A 14751-nucleotide genomic window follows, 5' to 3' on the forward strand; every position below is an offset into this window, starting at 1 on the left:
GCGCCGGGCTTTTGCATTGTGGAATGGGTAAACGGAGCCTCAGATTATGACTGCACATTCTTCAACACTACCGGCCGCAACCATGACCGAGGCAATTCTGGAAAGTATTTCCGAGGGTGTGTTCACGGTCGATAATCAGTGGCGCATCACCTCTTTTAATCGGGCTGCAGAGCAGATCACCGGTGTCACCCGCGCCGAGGCGCTGCAGCAGCGCTGCTACGAAGTGTTCAAGTCGAGCATGTGCGAAGGCAATTGCCCGTTGCGTGCCACCCTTACCAACAACCAACCCATCATCAATCGCGCCGGTTATTTTATTAACGCCGCCGGTGAACGCGTTGCAGTCTCGGTTTCAACTGCGGTGCTGAAAGATGCCGAAGGCCGGGTCATTGGCGGTGCAGAAACCTTTCGTGACTTAAGCGAGGTAGAAACGCTACGCAGTGCACTGAATAACCCGGCTCAAGCCGGTCGAATGCTCAGTCACAGTCCGGCCATGCAGCCGGTCATCAATCTCGTGCCGGATGTTGCAGCCAGTAACAGTACGGTACTCATCCAGGGTGAAACCGGCACCGGCAAAGAGTTGCTGGCGAAAACCATTCACGAACTCAGCCCGCGCGCCGGTGCGCCCTTTGTCGCGGTCAACTGCGGCGCACTGCCAGATAACCTGCTGGAATCGGAACTGTTCGGCTACAAAAAAGGTGCCTTTACCGGCGCCACGCAGGATAAGCCGGGACGCTTCGCACTGGCCGGAAACGGTACCTTGTTCCTGGACGAAATAGGTGAGGTCAGCCCGGCGCTGCAGGTTCGCCTGCTGCGGGTTCTGCAGGAGCAAACCTTTGAGCCCTTAGGCTCAACCAAATCGGAACAGTGCCATGCGCGCATCATTGCCGCTACGCATCGGGATTTAACCGAGCTGGTGGCTGCCGGCAGCTTCAGGCAGGATCTGTTCTACCGCATTCATGTGGTCGATTTAACCATGCCGCCGCTGCGCGAGCGCAGTGAAGATATCGATTTGCTGGTGAATCAGTTTATTCATCATTTTAATCAGCAGCAGGGCCGCAGTATTACCGGCATTCACTCTCAGGCACTGGCTGTGCTTCGGGCGTACCGCTGGCCGGGAAATATTCGGGAGCTTGAAAACGTCATTGAGCGCGCCTTTGTGCTTTGTCGCGAGGGCGATATTGAGCTCCGCCACTTACCGGCCGGATTAAACCAGCCGCTTTCCGGTTCGCCCGCAGCAAGCAGCGGCAGCGGAACGATTACAGACAGCCGTCGCTCGGCTGAAAGACAGCGCATCGTCGAGTCGCTCGAGCGCCATCAGTACAACCGCAAGGCAACAGCCGATGAGCTGGGTATCCATAAAACAACGCTGTACCGCAAGATGAAAGCGCTCGCTATTGACCCTCAGCGCTAACGGACCTCAATAATAAGAATCGGTCTGGGGTTGCAGTTTTGCAACCTATTGCAACTAAAAGGTTGCATCTTTGCATTCTCCGAGCGTTCTTCATGCTCACCCCTATTTCGTAATAAATCCATTAAAAACAATCACTTATATCCGATTGCCAAGGTTGGTTTCGTTTTTGCTATCTGACAGATAAGGGATGCAGCGGAGCGGAGCATGAAGGTTGCGATAACAGTCTGGCAACAACGGGTTTCACCGGTTTTTGATGTCTCCGCGAATTTACTCATGTTGAGCCTGCACGACGGAAAGATCGCTGATGAGCAGGCTATTCCATTGCCCACATCAGGCCCGGCAGCGAAGCTTGCCTTCATTGCAGCGCTGCAACCCGATGTATTGATCTGTGGTGCGATGTCGGCGCAGATTCAGCACGTGGCAGAAACGCATCCATGGCAGCTGTACGCCTTTATGAAGGGTAGCGTACGCCGGGTGATGCGAGCGCTGATTGCCGGGGGTGTGCTGGCGGATGATTTCAGCTTACCCGGTTGCACGGCCCGAAACCGATGCTGCACCGGTAACAAATGGGCTCAGTGTGTTGCGCAAGAGCCGCACGAAAAACGATTCGGGAGGCCGTTATGCCAATCAGAGAAAAACGAAAATTAAATCGTTCAGGCCGTCCGGGGCGTGGCGAAGGCCGCTGCGAAAGTGAGCCACAACAAGACATGCGCCGCGGTGCGGGTGATCGTGGTAAGGGTTTTGGCCCAGGTCGCAGACAAGCAGCAATACCGGTAAGTCCGGTCAATCAGGTTACACAAGTAAAAATAGAGAAGCCCTTTATGAAGATAGCCATTTCAACCACCGAAAACTCTAGTGATGCACTCATGGATGAACGGTTCGGCAGAGCGCCGGGGTTTCTGTTATTCGATACCGGCACGTCGAAAAATGAGTTTATTAATAATCAAACCAATGTGGCAGCACGCCAAAGTGCAGGCATTCAATCGGCACAGGCACTGGTGAATAAAGGGGTCGAGGCGGTTATCAGCGGTCACTGCGGCCCTAAGGCTTTCCGGGTGTTAAACGATGCCGGTGTGAAGGTGTTTATGAGTGCACCTGTAAAAGTTTCAGAAGCGGTCTCCAGACTCCAGGCCGGTGAACTTGAACAGCAACTGAGCTAAGTAAACGAGGGTAGTACGGTGAAAATAGCTATTGCCTCCGGTAAAGGTGGCACCGGTAAAACAACCTTATCTGTAGCGTTGGCGCTCTCTGCAGATGAACCGGTGCAGTACCTCGATTGTGATGTGGAAGCTCCTAATGGCGCGCTCTTTCTGAAGCCGGAAAGGTGCGCTCAGGAATACGTTAATGTCATGGTGCCGGTGGTGAATGCAGAGCTGTGTAATGGTTGTGGCAAGTGTGCCCGTGTTTGCCAGTTTGGCGCCATCATCGCCAACAGGGCAGCGCGCAGTGCTACGGTGTTTCCGGAAATGTGTCACGCCTGTGGTGGCTGTGCGCTGGCCTGCCGAATGAACGCCATTACTGAACAAGCCAGATGTGTAGGCGTTGTGGAGCAGGGCAAGTCTGGCCGTATTGAATTCATTCAGGGGCGCTTGAACATTGGTGAAACCATGGCGCCTACAGTGATTCGCGCGGTGAAAGATAAAATTGATCCACAAAAACTAGCCATTATCGACAGCCCGCCGGGCACTTCCTGCCCAATGATTATGACCACTAAGGATGCCGATTTTGTATTGCTGGTGACCGAGCCCACACCCTTTGGCTTGCACGACCTAACCCTGGCTGTTGACACGGTGCGACAACTGAAGCGGCCGTTCGCTGTGGTTATCAATCGCAGCGACAGTGGCGATGCGCGTGTCGAAGACTATTGTCGTCAGCAGAATATTGATGTGCTGTTGCGCATTCCTGAGAGTCGCCGTGCGGCACAGCACTATTCGCGTGGTGACAGTGTGCTGGCGGCCTTTCCGGGTCTTTCTGCACAGCTGCGCAGCCTGTTGAATGACATTCGTCAGCGTATACAGAGGGCTGCGGCATGAAAGAACTGGTCATTCTCAGCGGCAAAGGCGGTACCGGTAAAACCACACTGACATCGGCGTTTGCGTCGCTCGCGAACAATGCCGTACTTGCAGATTGTGATGTCGATGCGGCCGATCTGCACTTGATTCTCTCGCCGGATGTTCAGCAAGCCACACAGTTCTACAGTGGCAACGAAGCCCTGATCGATCCGGATTTATGCACAGATTGCGGTAAATGCCTGGAAGTTTGCCGGTTCGATGCCATTGCGCGCGATGTGCAATCCGGCCTGCCGGTTGTCGACCCGGTTTCCTGTGAAGGTTGTGGTGTGTGTCGACTGGTGTGTCGCCAGCGCGCCATTGAATTCCCCGAAACGCTCTGTGGCCAGTGGTTTAAATCACAAACCCGATTCGGGCCGATGGTGCATGCACGGCTGGGGATTGGTGCTGAAAATTCAGGGCGTCTGGTCAGCCTGGTCCGAAAAGAGGCCCGGGCGTGTGCGCAACAAATACAGGCCGATCTGATTCTGGTTGACGGGCCTCCGGGCATTGGCTGCCCGGTTATTGCTTCTATTACCGGAGCCAGTGATCTGTTTGTGATTACCGAACCTACGCTGTCCGGAATGCATGATATGCAGCGAGTGTTGGAACTGGCACAGCATTTCCGTGTTCCCGCTTACTGCTGTGTCAACAAGTGGGATTTAAACGAACAGATTACTGAACAGATTGAGTCGCTGGCGATGCAGTTCGGTGCGGTGCCACTGGGCCGCATCTGTTATGACCCGACAGCCACCCGGGCACAAATGCAGGCGCAAACCCTAATCGAAGCCGGAAACAGTCCGGCTGCAGCTGAAATAAAAGCCATTTGGCAGCAGTTGCAAAAGGCCATTTCACTACCGACAGATCACGCCTCGGCTGCCGAGGTTGTCTGATCAAACAAGACCACTAACAACCAACAACTGAAGAAGAGTGAAACAATGAAAATAGCAATCCCTGTTACCGATGGTGTTTTGGACCCACATTTTGGCCACTGCAAAAATTTTGCGATGTTTGATGTGGATAAAGACAACAATCAGGTGACTAAGGTGACCAGCGTAGAAGCCCCGCCACATGAGCCCGGCCTGTTACCGAAATGGTTGGGTGATCATCACGTTTCTATGGTCATCACCGGTGGCATGGGGCAGCGAGCGATTAGCCTTTGTAATGACAATGGCATCAATGTGGTTTTAGGTGCACAGCCGCAACCGGCAGCCGTGTTGATTGATGATTTCTTAGCCGGCCGTTTACAGGCTGGGGGTAATGCTTGCGACCACTAGTCGTTCTTGCATTCGTTGCAGAGTGTGCCGTTTTTACCGGTAGTCAGGAGCGGTACGCTCAATACTTAAATACAGAAAGCAGCTTTGCTGAGCAATAAGGAAGATTATGACTGCACACTCCACCGTTACTGCCATTGCTCCGGCATGTCAGGTTTGTGTTAGAAACCAGGCTCAATCAGCAGCTCGCTTTGCCAGATTAAACAAACAGCAAACTGAACATGTTATGGCCGTTGTTGCGCAGCAAATTGAACAATCCAGAACCAAACCAATCATCGTACAAAACATTGTACGCACGGTGGCAGATGCCATTATAAATGAGCTTTGTGCCGCAGAAGACTTTGATATTTATGGCAGTGTAAAAGAGCTATCGAATAAAATAGCTTGTCAATATATCAATACCTTCAAAAAACAGATTGAGCAAAGTGACTCGCCGCTGGAAAAAGCCATTCAGATAGCTGCGGCGGGTAATATTATTGATTTTGGTGCGAAGAGCCATGGCGAAATCGATATCGAAAAAGAACTGGAGAACCTCAATAAAACCGGCTTTAACCGTTACGACATTAATCCCTTTCGTGCCGCATTAGAACGAGCAAAAAGCTTGCTTTATATATGTGATAACAGCGGCGAAATTGTCTGTGACATGCTGTTTATTACTCAACTGAAAAAACAATACCCAAGATTAACCATTACAGCCGCTGTGCGTGAAAAACCAATTATTAATGATGCCACCATGCAGGATGCAAGAAGCATTGGCCTGACAGATGTGGTTTCGGTTATCTCCAGTGGCAGTATATACCCTGGCACTATTCTGAATGAAACCTGCTCTGAGTTTAAGAGTTTATATAAGTCTTCGGATGTTGTTTTATCTAAGGGGCAGGGAAATTATGAAACCCTGCTGCCAACCTCAGATAAGCGCCTGTTCTTTTTACTGCGCATAAAATGTGAAGCGATGGCTGCACTTTCCTCTGTCGAGATTGGTAGCCTGGTTTTACTGCAGGGTTAACGGTTACGTTAAAGTGAGCGTTATAGGCCAACGCCTTTTTATAATCTGGTTTCGTTGAATGCTCTATTAGCTTGTCGGCTTCATTACAACACTTTGTCACCTTTAAAGGTTTTTTCAAAATTTTCTGAAATTCTACGTGCTTTATATGTGTATTTTATAGGTGTGTATTTTGCAGGTTAAGTTTTGTTTTGTTTTTTTCATTACAAGAGGCCGCGTTGGTATGTTTAAAATTATTTCTTGCTATTGGTTTCAGGTTTCGGCTCGGTACGTAATTTGTTTTTGTTCGGGTTTTATCTTTTTTACGGGCAACTGTTTTGCTGAGCAGGTTTTATTCGTGCATGCAGGTGCTGGTTTGAGACCCGCACTCGATATTATCGCTGCGGATTTTGAAGCTGAAACGTCAATAAAAGTATTGATTGATTATGCAGGTTCCGGGCAATCGCTGGCTCGTATCGGTACCAGTCAAAAAGGTGATGTGTTTATTCCCGGCTCTGAAGTTTATTTAGACAAACTTAAGCAGACTATGGCGGTTAAGTCTGTCTATAGGGTTGCCTTACACACACCGGTGATTGGTGTGAATGTAAATAGAGCTGATCAAATTCATGAATTCAGTGATTTAACAAAGAGTGGTGTTCGGATAGGGCTGGGTGATCCGGCATCCATGGCCCTTGGGCGCACTGCGGTCTCCATTCTGGAGGCTTCGGGTATGGGTGAAGGCGTGAAAGAAAACACAGTAGTGTATGCTGCAACGATAAAGCAATTGGCTCTGTACTTAACACGCGGCGATATAGACGCAGCCATCATCGGCCGTTCGGATGCTATACAAAACAAAGATAGCGTTGTTTTGTTGGATATTAACCCCGCATGGTATAACCCTGAAGTTATCGCAGTAGGCGTATTGGGTTGTGCTAAAGAGCCTGAACTCGCCTTACTATTTGCCCGCTATGTTGCTTCAGGCAGGGGTGTACAAGCCTTTGCTGATGTTGGTTTTCTGCCTTATACAGATATTCAGGCAACGGCTGAACATTAATGCCAGCTATGTTTATCGCTTTTTTGTTCCCTTTGGTGTTGTTCAGTTCTGTCATTATTGGCGCTGTAGCTTCTCTATTATTTTATTTGTCGCCAAACGAACTCTTACAGGCATTTACGTCGGCTGAGACATGGTTTGCTCTGCGCTTAACGTTGAGTTCGTCACTGATCTCATTAATTGCCTCTCTGTTTTTGGGTATACCCAGCGCTTATGTGCTTGCCCGTTATAGGTTTGCCGGTAAGGTTGTTTTAGAAACGTTGTTGGATCTACCAATGGTAACTCCGCCACTGGTAGCTGGGCTGGGCTTGTTATTTTTGTTGGGGCGTAATAATCCGGTTGGCCATACCCTGAACAACCTGGGTGTTGAAGTACTGTTTACCCCGCTTGCCATTATTGTAGCTCAAACGTACGTCGCGACCTCTGTTATTGCTCGCAGTGCTCAGGCAACTTTTAGTCAACAAGACACTGAGTACCGACATATGGCAATGACCTTGGGGTTATCGTCTGGATGGACATTTATTTTGGTGGAGTTGCCTATGGCTGCTAAGGGTCTGGTGGCCGCAATAATTCTGGGTTGGGCGAGAGCACTGGGAGAGTTCGGTGCAACGCTAATGATTGCCGGTGCAACTCGCATGTATATCGAAACCCTGCCAGTTGCTGTTTATTTGAGTATATCGAGCGGTGAATCAGAGCTGGCCGTAGCGTGTGCTGTTATTTTGCTGGCGCTTGCTTTCCTTTTACTCATCGGAATACGGCTGGTCAATACTGCTTATTCAACAGTAAGGATTCGTCATGTCGAATATTCAGTTTGAATCGGTTCAGTGCCGGTTGTTAAAGAATATAAGCTTTTCTATTGAACAGGGGGAGTCAGTTGCGCTTATGGGGCCTTCGGGGTCCGGAAAGAGCACATTGCTAAAAGTTGCAGCTGGATTACTGGCTTACAAAGGCCGGGCTCAGATTGGTGGAGCATCTATTGATAAGCTTCCCAGGCATAAGGCAGGGATAGGTTATCTGAGCCAGGACTTACATCTGTTTCCTCATCTGAATGTAGAAAATAATATTCGTTTAGCGCTGTTGTTCGGTATGGGTCGAAAGATTTCCTGTTCAGATCGTATTGCTCAATCCTTAGCGCTGGCCAGAGCGACGCATTTGGCAAAACTTAAGCCGGCAGAGCTTTCCGGGGGTGAACGTCAACGAGCTGCGCTAGCCCGGACTATTGCTCGCCAGCCAAATCTACTATTGCTGGATGAACCCTTTTCAAGCCTGGACGCAGTCAATAAAAAAGATCTCTGGTTTGAATTAAAGCAACTGCAAACTGCTCATTGCATGACCATGATTGTGGTAAGCCACGATATAGAAGAGGCGTCATTTCTTGCGGATCGTATTCTTTATCTGCGTGGCGGTGAACTGACAGTTGAGCAGGCTAGCCGTTATAGAAATAGCGCTAATGAAATTCAATCACTGGCGGTCTCACAGCCGTCGAACTATTACATTTGAGGTAAAGCAATGGATTTACTGATACAGGCGAAAGAAAAATTAATTAAGTTGCTTCAACAGCAAGCTATCCGTGAGATAAGTATTCAGGTTTCTGCCAGAGGGTTGACACCAGAAGAAGCGATTGGTCTGCCCGGGAGAACAGACTACCCGATAATGAACGGCAAGGAAGTCATGATCGAAGCCAATTGCGATGGTGCATTTGGTCAGGCATTTACCGATGCGCCTGCTTTTTTTAACGGTACCTTAACTGAAGTGTTACAAATGCCTTTAGAAAAAACATCCGATCGAGCCTTACTGGTGGCAACACTTAATGCCGTGCTGAGAAAGCATCAATTGGCTGAAAAAACTGTGCATTGTAAAAACGAAGAACCCGAGCAGTGCTCTCAGTCACTCATGCCCTGGCTGGAAAGTAAGCTGACTGAAGGCCGTAAGATTGGTCTGATAGGCTTACAGCCTGCCATGCTTGAAAGCCTGAGTGAGACCTTTGGCCCACAGAATATTATGGCTTCAGATTTAAACCCAAATACCATTGGCACAGTAAAATGGTCAGTGACTATCCTTGATGGCAGTTGTGACAACGAGCGAATTATTGAGGCGTCAGATTTTATATTGGTAACAGGGTCTTCGATCGTAAATGGTTCCTTTAATGAACTGTATAAGTCTTTGCGTACCAAGACTAAATCGTTTGCGGCCTTTGGGAATACTATTTCCGGTGTAGCATCTTTGCTGTCCATTCCTCATGTTTGTTTTTATGGGCGCTAAGTAAAGGGTTCGAGAGTCGAAAGCTGCATATGTCGTGCTACGCTTACAAGCAAAGCACCCTGGATAATGAGGACCTATGCCAGACAACACCCTCTTCTCGAGTATCTTCACTCAAACCCTGGAACAGGCAATAGATGCCGTCGTGGTTATTGATGCAAACAACGTGGTGATGTTGTTTAACCGGGCGGCGGAACAGCTTTGGGATATTCCCAGAGAACAGGTTATAGGTGAGAACGTTAAGGTATTGGTTCCGGATGAGATAAAGGCCAGTCACGATGGCTACGTAAACCGGAACCGGGAGACCGGCGAAAACAAAATTGTAGGCTCCAGCAGAGACATCGAAATTGTCCGCAAGGATGGCTCGATAAGGTGGGGCTCGTTTTCAATATCCAAGGTAGAGGTCGGCGATCAGGTTTTATATACCGCCTTTGTTAAAGATGTAACGGCGGCGGTTGCCGAGCGCGAGCGAACTCAAATGCTGTCGCTGGTGACGGACCGTTCAGACAATGCCATCTTTATCACCGACAACCAGTGGAACATTATTTACATCAACAGCGGGTTTACCCAGTTGTTAGGCTATACCGAGGGTGAAGTTTATGGAAAAACACCCATATCCGTCATCGCGCCCTATTTCAGCCTTGAAGATGTCAACAGCATGCGGGCCAACCTGGCCTCCGGGAGTGCCGTGCACTCGGATCAACGGGTAGTCACTAAAGGCGGCGAGGAGTTCTGGTGCTCCGTTATGGCCAACCCTGTATTCGATGAAGCCGGTACTCTCACTAACATCGTTGCCATCCTTTCCGAGATAACGGCCACAAAACTGCATGAAATACTGCATGCCCAGGTGATTCATGCGATCGCCAGTGATCGGTCACTGGAAGTGGTCATGGATATTGCCAGCAGAGAGCTGAAAGCCTTCAGTAAAGAGGTATTGCCGTGCATCTTCAGCTTGGCCGAAGACGATCATCTGCAGGTTTTGTCTGCCCTCGATTTTCCGCCGGAGTTCAAACGCCTGAGCAATCAGCTGCAGCTCTGCGGCGAATACAGCGCGCTGAAGAAAGCCGTTCATTTCAACCGGGATGTGCAAAACACCGGGTTCTTGCAAGGCTTAAAACCGCTGTTTGTCAGCATGGGTATTCGGGCGTGCTGGACCAGCCCGGTGGTGGGTGATCATGGCGAGAGCATCGGTCTGATTGCGTTTTTCAAAAGAGAAAGCACCGGTCTGACGGCCATAGAAAAGACCCTGGGCAGCATTCTTGAGTCGCTCTGCAGTTTGGCGATAAACCGGGAAAACCAGCGTCAGCAAATTCGCCAGCTGGCCTATTACGACACCCTCACCGATTTGCCCAACCGAAGCCTGTTGTTTGCAGAGGCCGAAAGCGCATTAAGAGAGGCGAAATCTCATGGCCAGAGCCTGGCGGTTCTGTATTTGGATGTTGACCAGTTTAAGCAGTTTAACGATAGCCATGGCCATTCATCCGGCGATTTTCTTCTGAAGGAATTAGCCTCCAGGCTGAATAAACTCTGCATCAACGGTGATTTTTGCGGCCGCTTATCCGCGGATGAGTTTGTCATTATCGCTAAAAACAAATCGACGCCAGAGCTGGGCAATTTCGTTGATGAAATCCGTCAGTCGGTGGCTAAAAAGATTCATATGCCGGCATTGACGGTTGTGCCTTCCGTTTCTGTGGGTATTAGTGTTTACCCGGATGACGGGCACGACATCAGTACGTTGGTCCATCGTGCCGATGTTGCCATGAATCAGGCTAAGTCTTCAGCACCGGGGCACTGTTCTTACTTCAGCCATGAGCTCAACCAGGCGGTCATGGCGCGCCAGAAGCTTGAGCGTGCGTTGCAGGAAGCGATAGAAACCAATCAGCTCAATCTGGTCTATCAGCCACAGGTGAATATTGACGATGGCAGCCTGTACGGTGTTGAGGCGCTTGCCCGTTGGCAGCACCCCGAGCTGGGCTTTGTTTCGCCGGGAGAATTCATTCCGCTGGCGGAAGAGTCTGGCTTAATCGGCCGGCTAACCCAGTGGGCGCTGACGACGGCCTGTCAGCAGATGGCGCAATGGCGTGCTAATCAGGTGGCCGTTCCGGTGGTTTCCATCAACCTGTCTCCGGATAATTTTCACAGCCGTGATCTGTGCCAAACTATTTTGGCAGAGCTCAGCGCCTTTAATCTGCAGCCTTCCGATATTCTGTTGGAACTGACCGAAGGTGTGCTGCTCGATACCAACCCCAACACCATGAAAACGCTGCACGAGATTCACAGCCATGGCATTGGCTTCTCTCTTGATGACTTTGGTACCGGCTATTCGAGTTTGAGCTATCTGAGGCAGCTGCCGATTAAAGAGCTAAAGCTCGACAAGAGCTTTGTGAAGGACCTGGAGCTCAGCAAAACCGACCAGGCGCTCAGCCATGCAGTGATACAGATTGGCCAAAGTCTGAATTTAAAGGTCGTGGCAGAAGGCGTTGAAAATCAGGCGCAGCTTGCTGTGCTCAGGGAGCAGGGTTACCCGATTGCACAAGGGTATTTGTTTGCCCGGCCTTTAGCCCCTGCAGAGCTTGAAGCCTGGCTGGAGCGCTCCCCGGTGAATGCCGGTTGAGGGTTTCAGAACCACGGGCATTGTGGTCAGATTAACCCCGTCAGCTCGTCTCCGTTGTGCGCGGCGCACTGTGCATTGCGATAAAATCCGCCATCTGTTCGGCCGGTAGCGGCCTGGCAATCAGATAGCCCTGAATTTCATCGCAGCCAAAGCTGCTCAGAAACGCCAGTTGACCCTTGGTTTCCACACCTTCGGCAATGACCTTCAGGTTCAGCCCCCTGGCCATCATGATAATGGCGGCAATGATGCTGGAGCTGTCGTTGTCACTGTCGCAGCCATGCACAAAAGATTGATCAATCTTCAGTGTATCGACCGGTATTTTGTGCAGGCCACTCAGCGAAGCGTAACCGGTACCAAAGTCATCGATGGCGATGCTCAGGCCGTAGTCTGACAGCTTCTGCAGCGCAGCGCGGGCACTGCCCTCATCGTTGATCACCGCATTCTCGGTGATTTCGATAGCCATCATCGCCGGGTTTACACCGGTGCGTTCAATCGCGTTGATAAAGTCATCAGCCATCCTTGGGTTACGCAGCTGTCTGGCCGAGACGTTGACAGAACAGCGCAGCGGCAGGCCAGCATCGGCCCACTTGCGTTGCTGCAGGCAGGTATTCTTGAATACCCACAGGCCAACCTGATCGATCAGGCCGATCTCTTCGGCGAGCGGGATAAATTCCGTCGGGCCTGTCGCCTGAGCTTGCGGGTCACCAAAGCGGATCAGTGCCTCGGCTGCAATCACCTGCCGGGTGCGCTCATGGATGATTGGCTGGAACAGCAGTTTAAAGCTGTCTTCGAGCAGGGCGTTGTGCAGGTGGTTGGTGATTGTCACGGTGCGGGACGTCGCCAATTCCTGTTCGGCCTGATAAAAGCCGTAACGGTTCTTGCCATTCTGTTTGGAGCGGTACATGGCCTTATCGGCATTGATCAGCAGGCTGTCGGCGCTGAGGCCATCGCCAGGGTACAGCGCAATGCCGATACTGGCGGTGATAAAGACCGACTGTTTGTGTATGCGGATCGGGCCATCGAGCGCCTTAATCATTCGGTCGGCTATCTTGGCGGCATCGCTGCTGCACTCAATGTTGGGCAGTACGACGACAAACTCGTCGCCACCGAAGCGGCCCAGGGTATCGCCTTCGCGCATGCAGTCGGAAAACAGCTTGGCGACATGGCTGAGCAATATATCGCCGGCCTTGTGGCCCAGAGAGTCGTTGACCAGCTTAAACCCATCCAGATCGATAAACAGCACAGCAAACTCTGTTTTGGTGCGCTGTGCCGCTGCGACGGTGCTGTTCAGGCGGTCGTTAATCATCGAGCGGTTGGGCAGGTTGGTGAGCAGGTCGCTGTAGGCCAGCGTTCGGATTCTGGCTTCCTTGGCTTTTAAATCGCGCACATGAAGCTGGTTTTTCAACGCGGACGAAAACAGCGTCAGCAGGCTTTCATACACCACGCCCTTGCGTTCATTGAGGTTGAGTACACACATGCCGAACAGGTCTTCCTTAAAGGACAGCGGCATAATCACCAGCGCATAGGTGTCTTCATAATCCGCAACCTCGGGCGGCATTAACTCTTCTGCACTGTAGGGCTTACCGGACAGTTGCAGGCGGTGGCCGTCGCGCATGGCCATAACGCAGCTGGCCGGGTCTTTTTGCCAGTTTTCGCCTTCAAACAGGCTGATGTAGCAATCAGAAATGTTCAGGCCATAAGCCAGTAACTGGCCGATTTCATCGAGATTGAATTCCGAGTTCAGCTGAATACCGATCTCACGCAGGATGCCAACGTATCGCTTGGCTTCCAGCCTGCGGTAGCGCCCGGCCTTTTCGTTGCTGGTCTGTACCACCTGAAACAGCTCAGCCGCCAAGGTCTGGCCAGCCTGGCCGGAGCTGTAGCTCTGCATCAGTGCCCAGTGAATGCACAGCGCGAGTTGCCCCCAAAGGTAGACTTCTTCAGATTTGAGCGTGGTTTCCAGCTGGTGGTGAAAGTAGCTGACCAGAGCGGATGTTTGCTCGCCGGCCAGCTCTGCAAAGGTCAGCTGCACCAGTTTTTCCGGTGTTCCCGGTGACATGCCTGCCCAGGTTTCCGGCGGTGCGTTATTCAGGGCTTGCTGCAGGTTGGTGAGCAGCTGTTGCCGGGTCAGGGGCCTGCCATAGGTGTATTGCATGGGCCTGGCGACGAGTTTGTCGACACGCTCCCCGGGCCGGTTGCAGCCGCACGAGCGGCGCACGGCCAGAGAGGTGGGAATGATCAGGCTCTCGGCCTCCGGTCGGCCTTCGATGGCGGCAATGACCCGTTCGGCGGCGTGCCAGCCCAGTTCATAGGTGGGCTCAACAATGCTGGTCAGCGGAGGCTCGGCAAACAGGCTGTCGACATTGCCGGTACTGCCGGTAACGATGACATCATCCGGGACGCGTATGCCCATGCGCTGCAGCGAGGCCACCAGCGATTGCGCCTGACTGTCGGTGCTGGCAACCATGGCCTGCGGCCATTCATCGCGGTTGTCGGTGAACAGCCTTTCCAGGCCCTGAACCGGGGTGCCGCGGCGCATCTCACAGGCCAGTTCCAGTTGTTCGTTATAGCGCAGACCGTGTGCGCTCATGGCCTCGATCAGCGCTTGTTTTTTTATTTCCGATGCCCGGTGTCGGCCGGTTGCCCGGGCGTAGGCTATCCGCTCCACCCGGTGCTCTTTATGCAGATGCTCAACAAGCTCAAACATGCCCTGACGCGGGCTGTAGCCAACGTTTTTATAGCCGGGAATGTCACTGGCCACCGTAATGACCGGAATGGAATCGAAGCGCTTCAGAAACGCCAGTTGTTCATCCTGCGTGATGTAGCGGCTGAGCGCGCCCATAGGAATGATCAGGCCGCGAATGTGGCCGGTATCAACCAAATCAAAAATACGGTCGCGTGACATATTCACTTCAACCGGTTTATTGAACTCCGATCCGGCGAAACACAGCACGTTGTAGTTGTGCACCCGGGCATAGTCGCTGGCGCCGAAGATAATGCCTTCGGAAAAGGGCGTAGCAATCATGTTGGTGAGAACGGCAATCGTCGGCTTGTTGTTATTGAGTTGGTTGGGCGTCATGGTGGCGAATCGAACTGCTCCTTATCAGCATCT

The 14751-nt window shown here is 51.5% G+C and carries 13 protein-coding genes; 12 read left to right on the forward strand and 1 reads right to left on the reverse strand.

The genetic code is table 11. The features are described from left to right. The first annotated feature begins 46 nt into the window (after nucleotides 1-46). The 12 genes from BCF53_RS11480 to BCF53_RS11535 all read left to right on the forward strand — a co-directional run bounded on the left by BCF53_RS11480 (nucleotide 47) and on the right by BCF53_RS11535 (nucleotide 11639). Nucleotides 47-1411: a sigma-54 interaction domain-containing protein gene (locus BCF53_RS11480; RefSeq protein ID WP_132701879.1), complete on the forward strand. Its 1365-nt coding sequence runs from the start codon at nucleotides 47-49 to the stop codon at nucleotides 1409-1411. Between the two features lie 204 nt (nucleotides 1412-1615). Beyond that, complete coding sequence (locus tag BCF53_RS11485) at nucleotides 1616-2059, forward strand: NifB/NifX family molybdenum-iron cluster-binding protein (RefSeq protein ID WP_132701880.1); 444 nt, start codon at nucleotides 1616-1618, stop codon at nucleotides 2057-2059. Continuing rightward, the gene (locus BCF53_RS19310; RefSeq protein ID WP_207902715.1) at nucleotides 2032-2571 is read left to right on the forward strand and encodes a NifB/NifX family molybdenum-iron cluster-binding protein; all 540 of its coding nucleotides are present in this window, start codon (nucleotides 2032-2034) and stop codon (nucleotides 2569-2571) included. The genes BCF53_RS11485 and BCF53_RS19310 overlap by 28 nt, the downstream gene beginning before the upstream one ends. An 18-nt stretch (nucleotides 2572-2589) precedes the next feature. Continuing rightward, complete coding sequence (locus BCF53_RS11495; RefSeq protein WP_132701881.1) at nucleotides 2590-3444, forward strand: ATP-binding protein; 855 nt, start codon at nucleotides 2590-2592, stop codon at nucleotides 3442-3444. After that, nucleotides 3441-4352, forward strand: a complete 912-nt coding sequence (locus BCF53_RS11500) for an ATP-binding protein (RefSeq protein WP_132701882.1) — start codon at nucleotides 3441-3443, stop codon at nucleotides 4350-4352. The genes BCF53_RS11495 and BCF53_RS11500 overlap by 4 nt, the downstream gene beginning before the upstream one ends. Before the next feature lie 45 nt (nucleotides 4353-4397). Then, nucleotides 4398-4736: a NifB/NifX family molybdenum-iron cluster-binding protein gene (locus BCF53_RS11505; protein ID WP_132701883.1), complete on the forward strand. Its 339-nt coding sequence runs from the start codon at nucleotides 4398-4400 to the stop codon at nucleotides 4734-4736. Nucleotides 4737-4842: 106 nt separating this feature from the next. After that, the gene (locus BCF53_RS11510; protein WP_132701884.1) at nucleotides 4843-5739 is read left to right on the forward strand and encodes a damage-control phosphatase ARMT1 family protein; all 897 of its coding nucleotides are present in this window, start codon (nucleotides 4843-4845) and stop codon (nucleotides 5737-5739) included. A gap of 220 nt (nucleotides 5740-5959) precedes the next feature. Continuing rightward, on the forward strand, nucleotides 5960-6769 hold the full coding sequence (modA, locus tag BCF53_RS11515) for a molybdate ABC transporter substrate-binding protein (protein WP_132701885.1): 810 nt from the start codon (nucleotides 5960-5962) through the stop codon (nucleotides 6767-6769). After that, nucleotides 6769-7581 carry an ABC transporter permease gene (locus BCF53_RS11520; RefSeq protein ID WP_207902716.1) on the forward strand — a complete coding sequence of 271 codons (813 nt, stop codon included), beginning with the start codon at nucleotides 6769-6771 and terminating at the stop codon, nucleotides 7579-7581. The genes modA and BCF53_RS11520 overlap by 1 nt, the downstream gene beginning before the upstream one ends. After that, a complete protein-coding gene (locus BCF53_RS11525) occupies nucleotides 7562-8266 on the forward strand; it encodes an ABC transporter ATP-binding protein (protein ID WP_132701886.1) in 705 nt (234 codons plus the stop codon). Before BCF53_RS11520 ends, BCF53_RS11525 begins: the two co-directional genes overlap by 20 nt. A gap of 9 nt (nucleotides 8267-8275) precedes the next feature. Beyond that, complete coding sequence (locus BCF53_RS11530; protein ID WP_132701887.1) at nucleotides 8276-9028, forward strand: Rossmann-like domain-containing protein; 753 nt, start codon at nucleotides 8276-8278, stop codon at nucleotides 9026-9028. A gap of 76 nt (nucleotides 9029-9104) precedes the next feature. Continuing rightward, nucleotides 9105-11639 (forward strand): EAL domain-containing protein, encoded by a 2535-nt coding sequence (locus BCF53_RS11535; protein WP_132701888.1) that lies wholly within the window; start codon nucleotides 9105-9107, stop codon nucleotides 11637-11639. 40 nt (nucleotides 11640-11679) lie between these two features. Here the strand turns inward: BCF53_RS11535 and BCF53_RS11540 are convergent, their stop codons facing one another. After that, nucleotides 11680-14718: an EAL domain-containing protein gene (locus tag BCF53_RS11540; RefSeq protein WP_132701889.1), complete on the reverse strand. Its 3039-nt coding sequence runs from the start codon at nucleotides 14716-14718 to the stop codon at nucleotides 11680-11682. Nucleotides 14719-14751 lie beyond the last annotated feature (33 nt).

Origin of the sequence: Reinekea marinisedimentorum (assembly GCF_004341165.1) — a bacterium.
GTDB lineage: Bacteria > Pseudomonadota > Gammaproteobacteria > Pseudomonadales > Natronospirillaceae > Reinekea > Reinekea marinisedimentorum.

Bases quoted from the DNA above. Each gene is read 5' to 3' on its own strand.
- BCF53_RS11535 (WP_132701888.1), top strand. From the start codon at position 9,105: ATGCCAGACAACACCCTCTTCTCGAGTATCTTCACTCAAACCCTGGAA.
- modA (WP_132701885.1), top strand. From the start codon at position 5,960: ATGTTTAAAATTATTTCTTGCTATTGGTTTCAGGTTTCGGCTCGGTAC.
- BCF53_RS11540 (WP_132701889.1), bottom strand. From the start codon at position 14,718: ATGACGCCCAACCAACTCAATAACAACAAGCCGACGATTGCCGTTCTC.
- BCF53_RS11525 (WP_132701886.1), top strand. From the start codon at position 7,562: ATGTCGAATATTCAGTTTGAATCGGTTCAGTGCCGGTTGTTAAAGAAT.
- BCF53_RS19310 (WP_207902715.1), top strand. From the start codon at position 2,032: ATGCCAATCAGAGAAAAACGAAAATTAAATCGTTCAGGCCGTCCGGGG.
- BCF53_RS11480 (WP_132701879.1), top strand. From the start codon at position 47: ATGACTGCACATTCTTCAACACTACCGGCCGCAACCATGACCGAGGCA.
- BCF53_RS11520 (WP_207902716.1), top strand. From the start codon at position 6,769: ATGCCAGCTATGTTTATCGCTTTTTTGTTCCCTTTGGTGTTGTTCAGT.
- BCF53_RS11505 (WP_132701883.1), top strand. From the start codon at position 4,398: ATGAAAATAGCAATCCCTGTTACCGATGGTGTTTTGGACCCACATTTT.
- BCF53_RS11500 (WP_132701882.1), top strand. From the start codon at position 3,441: ATGAAAGAACTGGTCATTCTCAGCGGCAAAGGCGGTACCGGTAAAACC.
- BCF53_RS11485 (WP_132701880.1), top strand. From the start codon at position 1,616: ATGAAGGTTGCGATAACAGTCTGGCAACAACGGGTTTCACCGGTTTTT.
- BCF53_RS11530 (WP_132701887.1), top strand. From the start codon at position 8,276: ATGGATTTACTGATACAGGCGAAAGAAAAATTAATTAAGTTGCTTCAA.
- BCF53_RS11510 (WP_132701884.1), top strand. From the start codon at position 4,843: ATGACTGCACACTCCACCGTTACTGCCATTGCTCCGGCATGTCAGGTT.